Origin of the sequence: Pantoea sp. AN62, from assembly GCF_050432985.1 — a bacterium.
Classification (GTDB): domain Bacteria; phylum Pseudomonadota; class Gammaproteobacteria; order Enterobacterales; family Enterobacteriaceae; genus Pantoea; species Pantoea brenneri.
On sequence record NZ_JBNPYB010000015.1, the window covers coordinates 1 to 18659 of the forward strand.

Sequence of the window (18659 nt, forward strand, 5' to 3'; positions counted from 1 at the left end):
CTGACCCCATGCCGAACTCAGAAGTGAAACGCCGTAGCGCCGATGGTAGTGTGGGGTCTCCCCATGCGAGAGTAGGGAACTGCCAGGCATCAAATAAGAGAAAGCCCTTCGCGTATGCGAAGGGCTTTTTTCGTTGTGGCAACCGCCAGAATTCCTCCTCTTTCCCCGCTGCTAACCACCGCATTCAGCAAGAGCCTGTTTTGCCGGCAATAAAAAACCCGGCACCAGGCCGGGTGATAAGAGCTTGCACGCTAAATCAGTGAATCACCTGCGACAGGAAGGCACGGGTACGTTCTGATTTAGGATGAGCGAAGAACTCCTGCGGAGGCGCTACTTCAACGATCTCACCCCGATCCATAAAGATCACCCGGTCGGCAACGGTGCGGGCAAAGCCCATTTCGTGAGTAACGCACAGCATCGTCATACCATCTTCAGCCAGGCCGATCATGGTATCCAGCACTTCCTTCACCATCTCAGGATCGAGCGCTGACGTCGGTTCATCGAACAGCATAATTTTTGGCTTCATGCAGAGCGATCGGGCAATGGCTACACGCTGCTGCTGACCACCGGAGAGCTGGCCAGGAAACTTGTGCGCATGCTCGGCAATACGCACTCGCTGCAGATAATGCATCGCCAGCTCATCGGCCTCTTTCTTCGGGATCTTTCTGACCCAGGAAGGGGCCAGCGTACAGTTCTGTAACACGGTCAGATGCGGAAACAGATTAAAGTGCTGGAACACCATGCCTACTTCGGTACGAACCCGCTCAATGTTGCGCACATCATCATTCAGATGAATACCATCGACGACAATGCGTCCCTGCTGATGCTCTTCAAGATGGTTTATGCAGCGAATAGTGGTCGATTTACCGGAGCCCGATGGGCCACACAGCACGATGCGCTCGCGGGGTTTAACCTGCAGGTTGATGTCTTTCAGTACGTGAAACTGCCCGTACCATTTGTTCACGTTCTCAAGCGAAATCATCAACGCGTCGGAAGAGTGTGTCATAGAGTGTGTCATGTAAAACCTCAGTGCGATTTACGCCCGGTGTGAAAGCGCTTTTCCAGATACTGGCTGTAGCGCGACATGCTAAAACAGAAAATCCAATAGACCAGCGCGGCAAAGACATAACCTTCGGTCGACATGCCCAGCCACGTCGGATCGACGGTAGCCTGCTGGACGCTGCTGAACAGATCGAACAGGCCGATGATGATCACCAGGCTGGTATCTTTAAATAGCGCAATGATGGTATTCACCAGACCCGGGATGGTCATCTTGAGGGCCTGCGGCAGAATTACCAGCATCTGCGTCTTCCAGTAGCCCAGCGCCAGTGACTCGGCGGCCTCATACTGACCTTTCGGCAGCGCCTGCAAACCACCCCGCACCACTTCAGCGACATAGGCGGACTGGAATAAAATCACCCCAACCAGCGCACGTACCAGTTTGTCGATGGTGGTGCCTTCAGCCATAAACAGCGGCAGCATCACCGATGACATAAACAGCACGGTGATCAGGGGAACGCCGCGCCAGAACTCGATGAAGATAATCGACAGCGTACGCACCACCGGCATCTTTGAACGACGTCCCAGCGCCAGTAAAATCCCCAGCGGCAGGGCGCCGGCAATCCCGACCGAAGCGATAATTAGCGTCAGGGTTAATCCACCCCACTGACGGGTTTCGACCCGCTCCAGTCCCAGATAGCCGCCATACAGCAGCAACCAGACAATCACCGGATAAACGACCACCCAGAGCGCGATGTAGCGTCCACGATACGGCAGGCTTTTAATAAACATCGGAACGATCGACAGCAGCCCAATCACCAGCGCCAGGTTAATTCGCCAGCGCAGTTCATGCGGATAGAGTCCATACATGAACTGACCGAAACGGGCATGGATAAACACCCAACAGGCACCCTCTTTGGTACAGTCGGCTCGGGTAGTACCGAACCAGTTAGCCTGAAAGATCAGCCAGTTCAGCGCAGGCGGAATCACGTGCGAGATGACCCAGATGCAAAACAGCGTAAGCAGGGAATTAAACCAGCTGGAGAATAAATTCTTACGCGCCCAACGCCAGGCGCGACTCGCCAGATTCGTCGGGACGGGGGGCGTTTCATGTGTAGTAACAGACATAGTCATCCCGTTCTCTTAACGCTCAACCAGCGCGATTTTGCGGTTGTAGAGGTTCATTAGCAGTGAAATCAGCAGGCTGATAATCAGATAAACGCCCATGGTGATAGCAATGGTCTCAATCGCCTGTCCGGTCTGATTGAGTACCGACCCGGCAAACAGCGACACCATATCGGGATACCCGATGGCGGCAGCCAGTGAGGAGTTTTTCACGATGTTCAGATACTGGCTGGTCAGCGGAGGAATGATCACACGCATCGCCTGCGGGATAATCACCTGTCGCAGGGTCACCGGATTAGGCAGGCCCAGCGATCGGGCCGCCTCATGCTGCCCGTACGGCACCGACTGAATTCCTGAGCGAATCACCTCAGCAATAAATGACGAGGTATAGATCGACAAGGCCAGGGTCAGCGCCGCCAGCTCAGGAATCATCACCGAGCCTCCGCGGAAGTTAAAACCGCGTAGCTGTGGCACGTCCCAGTGGGTCGCCGCGCCAAAACCAAGATGCGCAATCAGCGGGAACAGAATCAGCATCACGATAGCCGCCGGCCACGAGCGACGCAGCTGGCCGGTTTTCAACTGATGCTTACGGTTAAAGCGGTACAGCCCATAGCTGGCGGCTATCGCCAGCAGCAGCGCGATCACAAACGGCCAGCTACCGGGCGCATAGGTTGGCCACGGGACGTATAAGCCACGATTGCTGACATACGCCAGGTCAAAGGCATTCAGTGCCTGACGCGGGCCCGGCAGATTGCGTAACACCGCAAAGTACCAGAAGAAGATCTGCAGCAGCGGCGGAATATTACGGAAGGTTTCGATATAGATATTCGAGAGTTTCCGCAGCAGCCAGTTGTCGGAAAGGCGCGCCAGACCAATAGCGAAACCGAGAATAGAAGCAAAAACGATACAGAGCGCAGAGACCAGCAGGGTGTTGGTTAATCCGACCATAAACACGCGGGCGTAGGTATCTCCCTCGGTGTAATCAATCAAATGCTGAACGATACCGAAACCGGCAGTGCGCTCAAGAAATCCAAACCCGGAGGTGATACCGCGGTTAGCCAGGTTAATAATGGTGTTATGAACCAGATAACCCACCACACCAAGCACCGCGACTATCGCTATTAACTGATAAAGCCAGGCGCGAACCGTGGGATTACCGAATGAAAAATCCCTTTTCACGGTTGGGCGTTGTGACATGTTGAAACCTCAGTAACGAAAGCTGGGGTAGGGCACCGCAGAATACGGTGCCCGATTGGCGAGGGAGACTTAACGTACTGGCGGTGCGTATTGAATGCCGCCCTGGTTCCACAACGCATTCTGACCGCGAGCGATCTTCAGGGCGCTGTCTTTACCGACGTTACGATCAAAGCTTTCCTGATAGTTGCCCACTTGCTTGATGATGTTGTAGGCCCACTTATTGTCCAGCTTCAGATCCTTACCAAAATCACCTTCAGCACCCAGCAGGTGTGCCATATCTGGCGTGGTTGGTTTGGCGGTCATCTGATCAACATTTTTCGATGAAATGCCCATCTCTTCAGCGTTCAGCATGGCGTAGAGCGACCATTTAACGATGGTGAACCAGTCATCATCACCGCGACGGACTACCGGGCCCAGCGGCTCTTTTGAGATCACTTCCGGCAGCACGATAAATTCATCAGGTTTGCCCAGTTTAATGCGTAACGCATAGAGCTGAGACTGGTCAGAGGCCAGCGTATCGCAGCGACCGCTGTCCAGCGCCTTGGCGGACTCGTCAGAGCGGTCAAAAGTCACCGGCGTGTACTGCATCTTATTGGCTTTGAAGAAGTCAGCCACGTTCAGTTCGGTATCGGTACCTGCCTGAATACAGACGGTGGCACCGTCCAGCTCTTTAGCACTTTTCAGCCCGGCTTTCTGGTGAGTCAGGAAGCCAATGCCGTCGTAATAGTTGACGCCCGCAAACAGAAAACCCATGCCGCCATCACGTGAGGAGGTCCAGGTGGTATTGCGCGACAGGATGTCGACTTCGCCGGATTGCAGCGCAGTGAAACGCTCTTTGGCTGTCAGCGGGGTATATTTCACTTTGGTCGCATCGCCAAACACGGCTGCGGCCGCCGCGCGGCAGACGTCAACGTCGATACCGGTAAATTTGCCGCTGGCATCTGCATAGGAGAAGCCAGGTAAGCCATCACTGATACCGCATTGGACAAAGCCTTTCTTCTTTATCGCATCCAGCGTCGTGCCGGCGTGAGCCTGCTGAGCAACGGCCAACAGCGAGGCCGCAGCAACCAGCGTAGAGAGCATCATCTTTTTCATAAAGCATCCTGTGTGGAGGAGAATCATGTTGTTATGTTTGCGCACTTTAAAGTGCGTTTTTCCTGTCTGTGGCGGTCAGCCATTCACGACTCTGCAAAGCTGATGCCAGGTTTGCAGAAGCCTGAATTCTCATGAAAGTACGGTTAATAATCGGAAGTGATTTGAAAGTTCCGCTAATATCGCGCACCAAAAGGAAGCAATGCGAGTCGACCCGATCACATTTAGTGCAATTAGTTTCACTATATGGAAGCAATGTGAGCCATCGCTCAGGCGGAAATGTACGTAGAAGAGGCTTTGCTTTGAAAGGCGTACAGGATCACAGAAGCCAGTGCTGGCCGGGAATAGCTGGCGGACAGACGCGGCGGGCCGGAGGCGTCAGAAGAGAAGGTTAAGAAAGCGAGGCAGTGAAATATCACGTCAGCGATTGCAACTATAGTTACCATATTGACGATAACTGTTTCACTCGTTTTCCCGACGCTTTGTGGAACAGCGCACAAATAAAAACGCCAGCCCGAAGGCTGGCGTAATTAACAGACAGAACCAGAATCAGTTCATGCCGTATTTTTTCAATTTCTTACGCAGCGTACCGCGGTTGATACCCATCATCAGGGCAGCACGGGTCTGGTTGCCACGGGTATACTGCATCACCATGTCCAACAGAGGCTGCTCGACTTCAGCCAAAACCAGCTCATACAGGTCACTGACATCCTGACCGTTCAGTTGAGCAAAATAGTTCTTCAGTGCCTGTTTAACCGAATCACGCAAAGGTTTTTGAGTTACCTGATCCTGTGAGTTAACGGTAGAAACGGTCAGTACGTCAGAATTTACGCGTTGTTCGAACATAGTTCTTTCAGCTCTTTATTTCGTTACGCAAGATTTTCGAAGTATGCCTCCAACGCCTCCAGCTGTTCGCTGGCATCCTCAATGGCGTTGAATGTGCGCCGAAACTGGTCATTCGGGGCGTGCTCCTGCAGATACCAGGAGACGTGCTTTCGCGCTATACGGTATCCCTTGCCTGAACCGTAAAAGTCGTGCAGCTCACGTATATGCGAAACAAGCAAGCGCTTGACCTCTGCCATTGGCAGCGGGGCAAGCAGCTCCCCAGTGTCCAGATAATGCTGGATTTCCCGGAAGATCCACGGTCTTCCCTGAGCAGCGCGTCCTATCATCAGAGCATCGGCCCCTGTATAGTCGAGCACCGCTCTGGCTTTATGCGGGTCAGTTATGTCTCCATTCGCGATAATCGGAATAGAAACACTCTGCTTAACTGTCCGAATGCTGTCATATTCAGCTTCCCCGTTGAACAGGCAGGCACGAGTGCGGCCATGTATCGTCAGAGCCTGAATACCACAGCGTTCAGCCAATTGGGCAATCGCGACACAGTTCCTGTTTTCAGGATCCCAGCCAGTACGAATTTTCAGTGTTACCGGCACATCCACTGCATTGACCACTGCGGAGAGGATTGACTCCACCACGGCGGGATATTGCAGCAAGGCTGAACCCGCCATTTTGCGGTTAACCTTCTTGGCAGGGCAGCCCATATTAATGTCGATAACCTGTGCACCGGCCTCAACATTAATCCGTGCAGCTTGCGCCATTTCGCTGGGATCGCAACCGGCGATTTGCACGGCGCGAATGCCTGGCTCATCGCTGTGCACCATACGTAAACGAGATTTGTCGCTGGCCCAGACTTCCGGGTTCGAAGACAACATCTCAGAGACCGCCATGCCTGCACCCATTTCATGACACAGCGTCCTGAATGGCCTGTCGGTAATCCCGGCCATCGGTGCTGCAATCAGTCGATTTCTCAGCTGGAGGTTTCCAATACGCATGAAGTCAGAATGGCCATACTGTGTCTGCAAGGCGGCGTATATTACGCATTTTTTCCGGAAGATGAAAGGCCAAACTTTGAACAATTGGCAAGAAAGATCAATGAAATCCGGGTCATTACCACTCGACTTACAAATTAAGCTTAAATATCATTGGATTAGAGATTTATGCTGAAATTGTGAGCAAACGTTTTTCCGAAAAAGCAGATGCGTTAGCCAGATAATAAACGTCACATGCCGTGATTAACGATACAAGCAACCATTGAGAATGCAGAAAGCCCGCAACTTACGCTACGGGCTGGCTGAATATGCTGTTAAGCCCTTTCAGCATTGACCTGAAGAGCGTTCAGGCGACGACCGCACTTCGCGGATTCAGGCTTTCACACCGGTAATCCGGCACCACTCTTCTTTGACGGCCACCGGGTCAAGCGCGAACTGCGCTGCATAGGCTTCACAGACGCCCTCCGCCTGACTCTCCAGTACACCAGAAAGTCCCAGATGGCCACCTGGCTTCGGCAGTACGCTAATCAGCGGTGCCAGCTCACGTAACGGGCCTGCCAGGATATTGGCGACCACCACATCCGCCTGCAGGTTTTCCGGCTGCTGGTGGGGCAGGTAGAGCGACAGACGATCGGAGACGCCATTGCGCTCAGCGTTATCGCGGCTGGCCTGGATCGCCTGTGGATCGATATCGATACCAATCGCCTGCGCCGCACCGAGCTTCAGCGCAGCGATCGCCAGGATCCCGGAGCCACAGCCAAAGTCGATCACCGTTTTACCGGTCAGATCCAGCCCATCCAGCCAGGTCAGGCACAGCGACGTGGTCGGATGCGTGCCGGTGCCGAACGCCAGGCCCGGATCGAGCATCACGTTCACCGCCTCTGGATCCGGCACATCGCGCCAGCTTGGACAGATCCACAGCCGCTCGCCAAAACGCATCGGGTGAAAGTTTTCCATCCACTCGCGTTCCCAGTCTTTATCCTCGATCTGTTCGATCTTGTGCCGGAAATCGGCACCTAACAGCGGATGTTGCGCCAGTTCAGCGACGATGGCCGCCATATCGCTTTCTGCATCGAACAGGCCAATAACGTCGGTATCGCCCCACAGGCGGGTTTCACCCGGCAGCGGCTCATAGACCGGGTTGTCATGGGTATCCTGAAAAGTGACCGAAACAGCACCGGTCTCCATCAGCACATCGCTCAGCGTTTCAGCGTGCTCACCCGAGCTGTTTATCTTGATTTGAATCCACGGCATAACGTCTCTCTTACATTCAGTGTTGCGGCGCGTCGGCAGTTTGCGGCGCGCGTCCAAACAGGTTGCCGACTAAAAATGCCAGCAGGCTTAAAAGCAGGGAAGGCACAATCGGGTGGAAACCCATGATTTGCAGGTTAAGGCTCGCCAGAAACGCGTAACAGCCGCCGCCGGTGACCATGCCGGTAATCGCGCCCGCAGCATTGGCGCGTTCCCAGTAAAGGCCCAGCACCAGTGGCCAGAGGAATACTGCTTCCAGGCCACCAAACGCCAGCAGATTGAGCCAGATAATCATATCGGGCGGATTCCAGGCGGCGATCAGCAACAGGATGCCGAGCGCAAAGGTAATGGCACCAGACAACAGTCGCAGCCGCGGCTCATTTTCCATCTGCTGCGGTGCCACGCGCAGATAGAGATCTTTAATCAGCGTAGCGGATGCCTGCAACAACTGGGCATTGATGGTCGACATAATCGCCGCCATTGGCGCCGCCAGAAACAGCCCGGCCGCCAGCGGCGGAAGCACGGTAATCATTAACGTCGGGATCACCCGGTCCGGCACCGTCAGATCGGGCAGTATGGCCCGGCCCAGCGCACCCGCCAGATGCATACCCAGCATCAGGACCACCACCACGATGGTGCCCAGAATGATCGCCCGATGCACCGCCTTGCTGTCTTTATAGGAGATGCAGCGCACGGCAGTATGGGGCAGGCCAATTACGCCAAAGCAGACCAGCACGATAAACGAACTCAGAAAGGTCGGGGTAATGATCTCGCCCGGTCCCTGCGGCGACAGCAACTGCGGATCGATAGCGTGCAGCTTTTGCACTGCGGTGCCCAGTCCGCCTGCCTGGTGGATCACGGCGAACAGCAGCAGGAACGTGCCGATCAGCATCACCACGCCCTGCATCGCGTCATTGAGCACGCTGGCACGGAAACCGCCAAAGGCGGTATAGAGCGCAATGGTGCCACCGAAAATCAGTAAGCCGGTGTCATACGGGATGCCTGCTGCCGTTTCCAGTAACCGCGCGCCGCCGATAAACTGCACCGTCATGGCCCCGATGAACGCGACCAGCAGGCTCAGGCTGGCCAGCCAGATCAGCAGCGGACTTTGATAACGCGCATAGAGCATGTCATTCAGCGTTACCGCGTTGTGCTTACGCGCCAGAATAGCGAATTTCTTGCCCAGCACGCCGAGTGATAGCCAGACGGCAGGAACCTGAACCATCGCCAGCAAAACCCATCCCAGACCATATTTGTAGGCGGCACCGGGCCCGCCAATAAACGAGCTGGCGCTGATATAGGTGGTGGTGAGAGTCATGGCCAGAACGAACCCGCCCATGGAACGGCTGCCAAGGAAGTATTCGGTCAGAAAGTTGCCCTGACGCTGTTTACGGACCGCGAAGACGGACAGTCCGGCAATCAGCACCAGATAAATTAATAAAGGCAGGATAATTTCAAAATTCATTTTTATCCTCCAGCGACATGTCGCGGAAAATCACGCGGACCATCAGCCAGCATAAAAAAATGAACAGCAGGGGAGCAAACACGCAGGAAAGTTCGAACCAGCGCGGCAAGCCAGTGATCCCCGTTTCGCTCCCGCCCAGCCAGGCGGAAAGCCCCCAAACGGCCAGCCAGAGCAGGGTCAGATAGAGTGACCAGCGGGCCTCTTTATGCGCCTGTATAAAACGAGCATCCATGTTTCAACCTTAACGCCAGCGGCAAAAGAAAAAGGCCGGGTTAACCGGCCTCAGACTATCTCAGCGTTGCGATTACTTCTCGTGCAAGCCGAGTTTTTTCTCCAGATAGTGGATATTGGTTCCACCGTGCTGGAAGTTTTCGTCGGACATGATCTTCATCTGTAGTTCAATGTTGGTCTTGATACCGTCGATGATCAGTTCCGCCAGTGCATTCTTCATGCGGGCAATCGCCACTTCACGGGTTTCGCCGTAGGTGATCAGCTTGCCGATCATGGAATCGTAGTAAGGCGGCACGCTGTAACCGGAGTAAATATGCGACTCCCAGCGCACGCCAAAACCGCCTGGCGCGTGGAAACGGGTGATTTTGCCCGGACTTGGCAGGAAAGAGACCGGATCTTCAGCATTGATACGGCATTCAACCGCATGTCCGCGAATAATCACATCTTCCTGTTTGATCGACAGCGGCTGACCGGCAGCGATACGCAACTGCTCTTTGATCAGGTCGACGCCGGTAATCATCTCGGTCACCGGATGCTCTACCTGAATACGGGTGTTCATCTCAATGAAGTAGAACTCGCCGTTTTCATACAGGAACTCGAAAGTACCTGCACCGCGGTAGCCAATCTCAATACAGGCTTTAGCACAGCGATCGCCGATGAAGCTACGCAGTTCCGGCGTGATGCCTGGCGCTGGCGCTTCTTCCACCACTTTCTGGTGACGACGCTGCATTGAGCAGTCGCGTTCGCCCAGATAGATGGCGTTGCCCTGACCGTCGGCCAGTACCTGAATCTCGATGTGACGAGGATTCTCCAGATACTTCTCCATATAAACCATGTCGTTGTTGAAAGCCGCTTTGGCTTCCGCTTTCGTCATGTTGATGGATTGTTCCAGATCTTTGTCGCTGCGCACCACGCGCATACCGCGACCGCCGCCGCCGCCGGAGGCTTTGATGATCACCGGATAACCGATGCGCTTAGCGAAGGCACGGTTCTTTTCCATGTCATCGGTCAGCGAGCCGTCGGAACCAGGAACGGTTGGCACACCGGCTTTCTTCATCGCATTAATTGCGGACACTTTATCGCCCATCAGGCGAATGGTATCAGCTTTCGGGCCAATAAAGATAAAGCCAGAGCGCTCAACCTGCTCGGCAAAATCGGCATTCTCAGACAGGAAGCCGTAGCCAGGGTGAATCGCCACCGCGCCGGTGATTTCCGCTGCGGAGATCAGCGCCGGGATGTTGAGGTAACTTTTGACTGACTGCGCCGGGCCGATGCAGACGGTTTCGTCCGCCAGCAGCACGTGCTTCAGGTCACGGTCCGCGCTTGAGTGTACCGCCACAGTCTTGATGCCCAGTTCTTTACAGGCACGCAGAATGCGCAGCGCGATCTCACCGCGGTTAGCAATAACAATTTTATCCAGCATGGTCCGCCCCGTTATTCGATGACAACCAGTGGCTCGTCAAACTCGACCGGCTGACCGCTCTCGACCAGAATGGCTTTCACCACACCAGATTTGTCGGCTTCGATCTGGTTCATCATCTTCATGGCTTCGACGATGCACAGAGTATCGCCGGCGTTAACTTTCTGACCCACTTCGATGAAGGCTTTTGCGTCCGGGCTTGGGGTGCGATAGAAAGTCCCGACCATCGGCGAACGCACGATGTGGCCGCTGATTTCCGCGGGCGCTGCTTCTGCGATGGCAGCCACCGGTGCCACGGCAGTCGCCAGGGCAGGTTGCTGTACCGGCGCAGCATACGCCTGCTGCATCATCGGATAACCAACATTTGCAGGTGCACGGCTGATACGAACGGACTCTTCGCCCTCGGAGATTTCCAGCTCGGAGATGCCAGATTCTTCAACCAGTTCGATCAGTTTTTTAATTTTACGAATATCCATGAGTGGGGTTCCGTACTCAGTTTGATTAATTAGTTTGAGACAGGCGTTTTACTGCCGTTTGTAAAGCCCATGTGTAGCCGTCAGCGCCAAGCCCACAGATGACGCCAGCAGATACATCAGAAAGATAGGAGTGATGGCGGAAGGGCTCGCGTGCATGCACATTTGAGAGATGAACCTCAATAAACGGAATCGAAACCGCTAACAGGGCATCACGCAGCGCGACGCTGGTATGGGTAAACGCGGCAGGATTGATAATGATGTAATCCACATTGCCTTTGGCCTCATGAATGCGATCAATCAGCTGAAACTCAGCGTTGGATTGCAAGTGGCTTAACTCCACATTCAGTTGGTCTGCCTGACGTGTAAGATCATCCACAATCTGCTGCAGCGTGGTGTGACCATACTTGTCAGGTTCACGGCTTCCCAGCAAATTCAGGTTGGGTCCGTTTAAAAGCAGAATATGTAATTTATGCGCCATCTTGCTGCCATCTCCCGCAATCATTGAGGCATCGCGTAAAATACCTTGCCAATCTCCATTTGTCACCTTTCACGATGAAAAACAAGACCCGCTTTGCAATAAAGCCGGGCATTATATCCGTTTCGTGTCATTTCGCAGCAAAATACTGGTCTTATCTGCGAAGATGATCGGATGTGATCCGAAGGCCACATCTTTTAGCAGATAGTCAGGGAGGAAAACAACCACAGAAGGACTAGCGAGGCCACCATTTGAGGAACTTTTTGTAACGCCACGCTAACAACAAGGCGGCCAGTCCGGCATAGATAAGTGGCTGGGGCGACAAGGTTTTGACCGACCAGATGTAGTGAATCGGCACCAGGATCGCCACCAGATAGACGGCGTTATGCAGAGTTTGCCAGCGTTTGCCGAGCTTACGCTGCGCCCGCTGGAAGGAGGTCAGCGTCAGGGCCAGCAGTATCAGCCAGCTGATAATCCCCAGTGTCAGATAGGGACGAGAAATTAACTCACTGCCGAGCAGTCGCAGATTATCGGCACCCAGTTCCAGCAGGTAGTAGCTCAGCAGATGAAGAGAGGCCCAGACAAAGGTCCAGACACCCAGCAGACGGCGGGTCCGGATCAACAGCGGCTGTTTGCCATAGCGCGCCAGAGGCGACACCAGCAGCGTGCCCAGCAGCAGTTTCAGCGCCATGCGCCCGGTAAAATGTTGAATATCTTTCGCCGGGTCCGCACTTAATCCGCCCTGCAGGGCAGCCAGGATCAGATAAACCAGCGGCAGCAGGGCCGCCAGATGCAGGATCACCTTGAGCCAGGTGATCTGTTTTAACGACAGGCGTACCACTCAGTAATTCTCCCGCAGGTCGAGTCCGCGATAGAGTGAAGCGACCTGCTCTGCATAGCCGTTAAACAGCAGCGTAGGTTGACGCTCCACTTTCAGGCTGCCGCCGGGGCCAATAAAGCGCTCGGTAGCCTGCGACCAGCGCGGATGATTGACGTGCGGATTAACGTTGGCATAGAAGCCATACTCATCTGCCGCAATCTGATTCCAGGTGGTCGGTGGCTGATTCCCGGTCAGGGTGATTTTGACGATCGATTTAATTCCTTTAAAGCCATATTTCCACGGCACCGTCAGGCGAATTGGCGCGCCGTTCTGCGGCGGAAGCGCCTTACCGTAAACGCCGGTACTCAGCAGTGTCAGAGGGTGCATCGCTTCATCCAGCCGTAGCCCTTCAACATAGGGATAATTAAGCCCGCCACCGATAAAACGGTCTTTCTGGCCCGGCATCTGTTCAGGATCGTACAGCGTCTGAAAGGCGACGAAACGCGCTTTGCTGGTGGGTTCGGCCAGAGAAATCAGCTTATTCAGTTCAAAGCCGACCCACGGTACCACCATCGACCAGGCCTCTACACAACGCATGCGGTAGATACGCTGCTCCATGGCAAAGCGTTTGAAAATGTCATCCATGTCCAGGGTGATCGGTTTCGCCACTTCGCCATCAATCGTCAGTTTCCACCCATCGGTTTTCAGCGTGCCGGCATTGGCCGCGGGATCGGCTTTATCCAGACCAAACTCATAAAAGTTGTTATAGCCAGAAACCTTCTCTGCCGGCGTTAAGGTCAGGTCGGCCTGATACTGTGGCGGTTTGCTAAAGTCCAGCGCCCGACCGGCGGGGGCGGGCGGGCGATCGTTGCCCTTGAACCAGCTGAGAATGTCCGCATTGGCTACGCCCGGCAGACCGATCGCCGCCGCGCTCAGTCCCAGCGTTTTCAGCACCTGGCGGCGCTTCATATTAAAAATGTTTTCCGGCGTTACGTCGGCTTCCGTCAGATCAGTGTTGCGCTTCATGGTGCACTCTCCAGCCGTGGTCTTATTGACCAGCATGATGACTATTACTGATTGCAGCCAGTTTCGCCGTTAAAATGTGAAATTTCCTGGCTGCCGGAGACGATGAGAATGCACCGAAAAGCGCTGGGATCAACGCCAGCGCCCCTTTCCCGACGATATACTTCCGCTTCAGTCGTCACGGCGCTGCCGCTAAACGCAAATTATGCTATTTTGCTCGCGTTTTCGTCAGGCTGACGGTACAAGGGTGGGTGATCCGGTTATCACCGCAGTAACACAGGCACAGGGATGCGATTAACCACAAAACTATCTGCGTTTATTACCTTTCTTAGCATACTGGCAATGTTATTAATGCTGGTGGGCTGTGCTTTTAGCGTTTTCTGGTTCAGTCATCAGCGGGTCGAACAGCGCGCACAGGTGCTGGCAACCGAAGTGGATCAGGCGCTGCTTGTCCAGTCGCCCGACCAACTGCACAGCTGGATTACCCGATTAATGCCGATCATCAACGCCGAGCAGATTCAACTCTACAGCGGCGACCACATCTTTTTCTCTCTCTCCCGTCACGAAAACCTGATGCTCGACCATCAGCCCAATCGCTTTGTCCAGTTTGATGTGCCGTTAATCCATCAGCCCGGAGTGCATGTGCGGGTGGTCACCCTCGATCCTGCCCGCACCTGGCTGCGCTCCATTATCGGGACCTATGCGATGGGCACGGTATCAACGGTGGTGCTGGTGATGAGCCTGCTGCTGTTTATTCTGCACCGCTGGTTACGTCGCCAGTGGCGCGGCATGGAGCACCTGGAAATACGCGCAGAGGCGATTATTGACGGTGAGCGTGGGGTAGTACCGAAACGTAATCTGGATGAGTGGCCGCCCAAGGCGAGCCGCGCGCTGGATGTACTGCTCTCCGATTTACAGGAAGCGGGTGAACAGCGTTTGCGTATCGATACGCTGATCCGCACCTTTGCTGCTCAGGATGGCCGTACCGGTCTGAATAATCGCCTGTTCTTTGACAGTCAGCTCGCCACGCTGCTGGAGGATCAGGAGGATGTCGGTACCCATGGCGTGGTCATGATGGTACGGCTGCCGGATCTGGACACGTTGAGCGAAACGCTGGAGCCAGGGTTGATCGATGAGTATCTGTTTAACATCGTCAACATGCTCTCCACCTTTGTGCTGCGTTATCCCGGTGCTCTGCTGGCACGCTATTTCCGCAGTGATTTTGCGGTGCTACTGCCGCATCGCAGCCTGAAAGAGGCCAACAGCATCGCCGATCAGCTGATCAACGCCGTCGATTCGCTGCCGCCGATGCGAATGGTCAATCGCGATGATCTTATTCACATTGGTATCAGCGCCTGGCACAGCGGGCAGACGGTGCCGCAGGTGATGGAAAATGTCGAAATGGCGACCCGACGCGCGGCGCTGTTAGGGGGCAACAACTGGACCAACGGAGCCGGTAATCCTCAGGATGCCGGACGTGGAAGTGTGCGCTGGCGTACCCTGCTGGAAAACACCCTCAGTCGCGGTGGTCCGCGCCTGTACCAGAAACCAGCCGTCAATATTGAAGGCAAGGTGCAGCATCGCGTGATGCTGACTCGTATCTTTGATGGTGATAAAGAGGTTTTGGCAGCAGAATATATGCCGCTGGTCCAGCAGCTCGGCATGGCCGATAGCTGGGATCGCCAGCTGGTCACCCGCATTGCCGCCTTATCTGAACTCTGGCCGGAAGAGACGCTGGTGATACCGGTCACTATCGACTCGCTGCTGCACCGATCTTTCGTGCTCTGGTTGCAGAATATGTTGCTGCAATGCCCCAAAGGACAAAGAAAGCGATTTTTATTTGAACTTGCCGAGGCAGATGTCTGTCAACACATCAGCCGTTTAACGCCGGTGTTCCGCGCCCTTAAGGCATTTGGCTGTCGTGTCGCGGTTAATCAGGCCGGTTTAACCGTGGTCAGCAGTGCCTACATTCGCCAGCTGCCGGTGGAACTGATCAAACTTGATGCCGGTCTGGTACGCAATATTGAGCGTCGCACTGAAAATCAGCTGTTTGTACAGAGCCTGCTGGAAGTGTGTAAATCGACCAATACCCAGGTGTTTGCTGCCGGCGTCCGCACTAAAGCGGAGTGGCAAACGCTGGTGGCGTTAGGAGTGGCAGGTGGACAGGGTGACTTCTTTGCCCCTTCGCAGCCGGTAAACAGTAATGTGAAAAAGTATTCTCAACGTTACCGTATTTAGTGGATTGCGCCCTTTTTGACGGTGACGCAGGCTTTTTTTAGCCTTGAGTCCGGGTCGGGTCGCAAAACTGGCTGCCGGAAATGTTAGATTTTATGTCGGAAACCCAGGCCTGAAAGGCGATAAAAACCGGCACCGATGGCGTCTTATCGCCATTCCGCTGTCAATGATGGCCGGTTCCGATGACTTAAACGCAATTTGGCGTCTTTTTTCACCGAAGCAGAACGTTTTTGCGCCTTGTGGCAGCTTCGTGTGGTTGGTAAAGTAAGCGGATTTTATTTTCCGCCCCCAGCTTGCAGGATTATCCCTTAGTATGTTTAAAAAATTTCGTGGCATGTTTTCCAATGACTTGTCCATTGACCTGGGTACCGCGAATACCCTGATTTATGTGAAAGGACAAGGCATCGTGCTGAACGAGCCTTCCGTGGTCGCTATTCGCCAGGATCGTGCCGGTTCACCGAAAAGTGTCGCGGCCGTTGGTCATGACGCAAAACAGATGCTTGGCCGAACGCCAGGCAATATCGCAGCTATTCGCCCGATGAAAGATGGCGTAATCGCTGACTTTTTCGTCACCGAAAAGATGCTGCAGCACTTCATCAAACAAGTTCACAGCAACAGTTTCATGCGTCCCAGCCCGCGCGTGCTGGTCTGCGTACCCGTCGGGGCAACGCAGGTAGAACGTCGCGCCATCCGTGAGTCTGCTCAGGGTGCTGGCGCACGTGAAGTCTTCCTGATTGAAGAGCCAATGGCTGCGGCGATTGGCGCTGGCCTGCCGGTATCAGAAGCGACCGGTTCAATGGTAGTCGATATCGGTGGCGGTACCACAGAAGTGGCGGTGATCTCGCTGAACGGCGTGGTGTACTCCTCGTCGGTGCGTATTGGTGGTGACCGTTTCGATGAAGCTATTATTAATTATGTGCGTCGTAACTACGGTTCACTGATTGGTGAAGCTACCGCAGAACGTATCAAGCATGAGATCGGCTCAGCCTATCCGGGCGATGAAGTTCGCGAAATTGAAGTTCGTGGCCGTAACCTGGCTGAAGGTGTACCGCGCGGCTTTACGCTGAACTCCAATGAAATTCTCGAAGCGCTGCAGGAGCCGTTAACCGGCATCGTTAGCGCGGTGATGGTCGCCCTGGAACAGTGTCCGCCAGAGCTGGCGTCGGATATCTCCGAGCGCGGCATGGTGCTGACCGGCGGTGGTGCGCTGTTGCGTAATCTGGATCGTCTGCTGATGGAAGAGACCGGCATTCCGGTGGTTGTCGCTGAAGATCCGCTGACCTGTGTGGCACGCGGTGGTGGCAAGGCGTTGGAAATGATCGACATGCATGGCGGCGATTTGTTCAGCGAAGAATAATTGCCTCAACCGGCTGAGAACGTCATGACGATGCGCAGGGAGTCGCGTGTCAACCGGCGCACTATGCGCCGGTGCAATGCGTCCAGCTCAGGGAAGCGCGGTGTCATACCGGGTTTCCTTACCTGTCGTCGAGGATCACGCAGATTATATGAAGCCGATTTTTAGCAGGGGACCATCCCTGCAGTTGCGTCTTTTCCTGGCCGTCATCGTGGCGATTGCCATTATCATTGCTGACAGCCGTGTGGGTTCTTTTACCCAAATACGCAACTATCTGGATACGTCGGTCAGTCCGTTTTACTTCCTGGCCAATGGGCCGCGCCAGATTCTGGATGGCGTGTCGGAGTCGCTGGCGTCACGTCAGCAGCTTGAGCAGGAAAACAAAGCCTTACGTCGCGAGCTCTTCCTGAAAAACAGTAACCTGCTAATGCTGGGGCAATACAAGCAGGAAAACGCACGCCTGCGTGAACTGCTGGGTTCACCGCTGCGTCAGGATGAGCAAAAGATGGTAACGCAGGTCATCTCGACCGGCACTGACCCTTATACCGACCAGGTGGTGATCGACAAAGGCAGCGTTAACGGTGTCTATGAAGGTCAGCCGGTCATCAGTGATAAAGGGGTGGTCGGACAGGTGATTGCGGTCAGTCAACTGACCAGCCGCGTATTGCTGATTTGCGATGCATCGCACGCGCTGCCGATCCAGGTATTGCGTAATGACATTCGCGTCATTGCCGCCGGTAATGGCTGTACCGAAGATCTCCAGCTTGAGCATCTGCCGGGTAATACTGATATCCGGGTCGGTGACGTGCTGGTGACTTCCGGTATTGGCGGCCGCTTCCCGGAAGGTTATCCGGTGGGTGTGGTTTCCTCGGTTAAAGTCGATACCCAACGCGCTTATACCGTGATTCAGGCACATCCGACCGCCGGCCTGCAGCGTCTGCGCTATCTGCTGCTGCTGTGGGGCGCCGACCGCAATGGCGATATGCCGCTGCCGCAGGATGAAGTGCATCGCGTCGCCAACGAACGACTGATGCAAATGATGCCGCAGGTTCTGCCGCCAGCTGGAGAAATGGGACCGCCAGCGCCAGCCGCCCAGATGGGTCCGCCGGCACCGGCGAACGGCAGCAGTGCCGGACAGGGCAGTACTTCGCGTTCACGCGGAGGTCAGCCTTGAGTCGATATCGCAGCCAGGGACGTTGGGTCATCTGGCTCTCTTTCCTGGTTGCGCTGGTCCTGCAAATCATGCCGTGGCCGGATCAGATTTATATGTTCCGGCCCTCATGGTTATTACTGATCCTCATCTATTGGGTGCTCGCCCTGCCGCATCGGGTAAACGTCGGCAGCGGCTTCCTGATGGGCGCCATTATGGATCTGATCGCCGGCTCCACCCTCGGAGTGCGTGCGCTGGCGCTCAGCATCATCGCCTACCTGATCGCCTTTAAGTTCCAGTTATTCCGCAACTTAGCGTTGTGGCAGCAAGCGTTAATGGTTATGGTGCTGTCTCTGGCTATGGATGTGATTGTCTTCTGGGCGGAATTCCTGGTTATCAACGTTTCATTCCGACCTGAAATTTTCTGGAGCAGTGTCGTCGACGGTATCCTCTGGCCATGGCTATTCTTACTCATGAGAAAGATTCGTCGTCAGTTTGCTGTTCAATAAGGAAA

The 18659-nt window shown here is 54.6% G+C and carries 18 protein-coding genes and 1 rRNA gene; 5 read left to right on the forward strand and 14 right to left on the reverse strand.

Features of this window, described 5'->3' with window-relative positions; all coding sequences use genetic code 11:
* A 5S ribosomal RNA gene (gene rrf / locus FHW04_RS17575) occupies window positions 1-88 on the forward strand; the annotation flags it as partial.
* Window positions 89-256: 168 nt separating this feature from the next.
* Here the strand turns inward: rrf and FHW04_RS17580 are convergent.
* The 14 genes from FHW04_RS17580 to msrP all read right to left on the reverse strand — a co-directional run bounded on the left by FHW04_RS17580 (window position 257) and on the right by msrP (window position 13409).
* Window positions 257-1018 (reverse strand): amino acid ABC transporter ATP-binding protein, encoded by a 762-nt coding sequence (locus tag FHW04_RS17580; RefSeq protein WP_031375137.1) that lies wholly within the window; start codon window positions 1016-1018, stop codon window positions 257-259.
* 8 nt (window positions 1019-1026) lie between these two features.
* Window positions 1027-2127 carry an amino acid ABC transporter permease gene (locus tag FHW04_RS17585; RefSeq protein WP_089561901.1) on the reverse strand — a complete coding sequence of 367 codons (1101 nt, stop codon included), beginning with the start codon at window positions 2125-2127 and terminating at the stop codon, window positions 1027-1029.
* Between the two features lie 15 nt (window positions 2128-2142).
* Entirely contained in the window at window positions 2143-3321 is a 1179-nt protein-coding gene (locus FHW04_RS17590; RefSeq protein WP_031375135.1) for an amino acid ABC transporter permease, read from the reverse strand.
* A 69-nt stretch (window positions 3322-3390) separates the two neighbouring features.
* Window positions 3391-4416 (reverse strand): amino acid ABC transporter substrate-binding protein, encoded by a 1026-nt coding sequence (locus tag FHW04_RS17595; protein ID WP_031375134.1) that lies wholly within the window; start codon window positions 4414-4416, stop codon window positions 3391-3393.
* A gap of 546 nt (window positions 4417-4962) precedes the next feature.
* Window positions 4963-5259, reverse strand: coding sequence for a DNA-binding transcriptional regulator Fis (gene fis / locus FHW04_RS17600; RefSeq protein WP_003855228.1), 297 nt, complete (start codon window positions 5257-5259; stop codon window positions 4963-4965).
* A gap of 23 nt (window positions 5260-5282) precedes the next feature.
* Window positions 5283-6248 carry a tRNA dihydrouridine synthase DusB gene (gene dusB, locus FHW04_RS17605; RefSeq protein WP_031375133.1) on the reverse strand — a complete coding sequence of 322 codons (966 nt, stop codon included), beginning with the start codon at window positions 6246-6248 and terminating at the stop codon, window positions 5283-5285.
* 369 nt (window positions 6249-6617) lie between these two features.
* A complete protein-coding gene (gene prmA / locus FHW04_RS17610) occupies window positions 6618-7499 on the reverse strand; it encodes a 50S ribosomal protein L11 methyltransferase (protein ID WP_031375132.1) in 882 nt (293 codons plus the stop codon).
* A gap of 16 nt (window positions 7500-7515) precedes the next feature.
* A complete protein-coding gene (gene panF / locus FHW04_RS17615; RefSeq protein WP_031375131.1) occupies window positions 7516-8961 on the reverse strand; it encodes a sodium/pantothenate symporter in 1446 nt (481 codons plus the stop codon).
* The gene (locus FHW04_RS17620; RefSeq protein ID WP_069729022.1) at window positions 8951-9193 is read right to left on the reverse strand and encodes a YhdT family protein; all 243 of its coding nucleotides are present in this window, start codon (window positions 9191-9193) and stop codon (window positions 8951-8953) included. The genes panF and FHW04_RS17620 overlap by 11 nt, the downstream gene beginning before the upstream one ends.
* Before the next feature lie 72 nt (window positions 9194-9265).
* Window positions 9266-10615, reverse strand: a complete 1350-nt coding sequence (accC, locus tag FHW04_RS17625; RefSeq protein ID WP_031375129.1) for an acetyl-CoA carboxylase biotin carboxylase subunit — start codon at window positions 10613-10615, stop codon at window positions 9266-9268.
* Between the two features lie 11 nt (window positions 10616-10626).
* Window positions 10627-11088 (reverse strand): acetyl-CoA carboxylase biotin carboxyl carrier protein, encoded by a 462-nt coding sequence (gene accB, locus FHW04_RS17630; protein WP_031375128.1) that lies wholly within the window; start codon window positions 11086-11088, stop codon window positions 10627-10629.
* A gap of 25 nt (window positions 11089-11113) precedes the next feature.
* Complete coding sequence (gene aroQ, locus FHW04_RS17635; protein ID WP_031375127.1) at window positions 11114-11566, reverse strand: type II 3-dehydroquinate dehydratase; 453 nt, start codon at window positions 11564-11566, stop codon at window positions 11114-11116.
* Window positions 11567-11798: 232 nt separating this feature from the next.
* Window positions 11799-12404 carry a protein-methionine-sulfoxide reductase heme-binding subunit MsrQ gene (gene msrQ / locus FHW04_RS17640; protein ID WP_031375126.1) on the reverse strand — a complete coding sequence of 202 codons (606 nt, stop codon included), beginning with the start codon at window positions 12402-12404 and terminating at the stop codon, window positions 11799-11801.
* Window positions 12405-13409 (reverse strand): protein-methionine-sulfoxide reductase catalytic subunit MsrP, encoded by a 1005-nt coding sequence (msrP, locus tag FHW04_RS17645; RefSeq protein WP_031375125.1) that lies wholly within the window; start codon window positions 13407-13409, stop codon window positions 12405-12407.
* A 285-nt stretch (window positions 13410-13694) separates the two neighbouring features.
* Between msrP and csrD the strand changes: the two genes are divergently transcribed.
* The 4 genes from csrD to mreD all read left to right on the forward strand — a co-directional run bounded on the left by csrD (window position 13695) and on the right by mreD (window position 18654).
* Window positions 13695-15644, forward strand: coding sequence for an RNase E specificity factor CsrD (gene csrD, locus FHW04_RS17650; protein ID WP_089561902.1), 1950 nt, complete (start codon window positions 13695-13697; stop codon window positions 15642-15644).
* A 310-nt stretch (window positions 15645-15954) separates the two neighbouring features.
* A complete protein-coding gene (mreB, locus tag FHW04_RS17655) occupies window positions 15955-16998 on the forward strand; it encodes a rod shape-determining protein MreB (RefSeq protein ID WP_003855260.1) in 1044 nt (347 codons plus the stop codon).
* Window positions 16999-17146: 148 nt separating this feature from the next.
* The gene (gene mreC, locus FHW04_RS17660; protein ID WP_031375124.1) at window positions 17147-18169 is read left to right on the forward strand and encodes a rod shape-determining protein MreC; all 1023 of its coding nucleotides are present in this window, start codon (window positions 17147-17149) and stop codon (window positions 18167-18169) included.
* Window positions 18166-18654 (forward strand): rod shape-determining protein MreD, encoded by a 489-nt coding sequence (gene mreD / locus FHW04_RS17665; RefSeq protein ID WP_031375123.1) that lies wholly within the window; start codon window positions 18166-18168, stop codon window positions 18652-18654. Before mreC ends, mreD begins: the two co-directional genes overlap by 4 nt.
* Window positions 18655-18659: the final 5 nt, after the last annotated feature.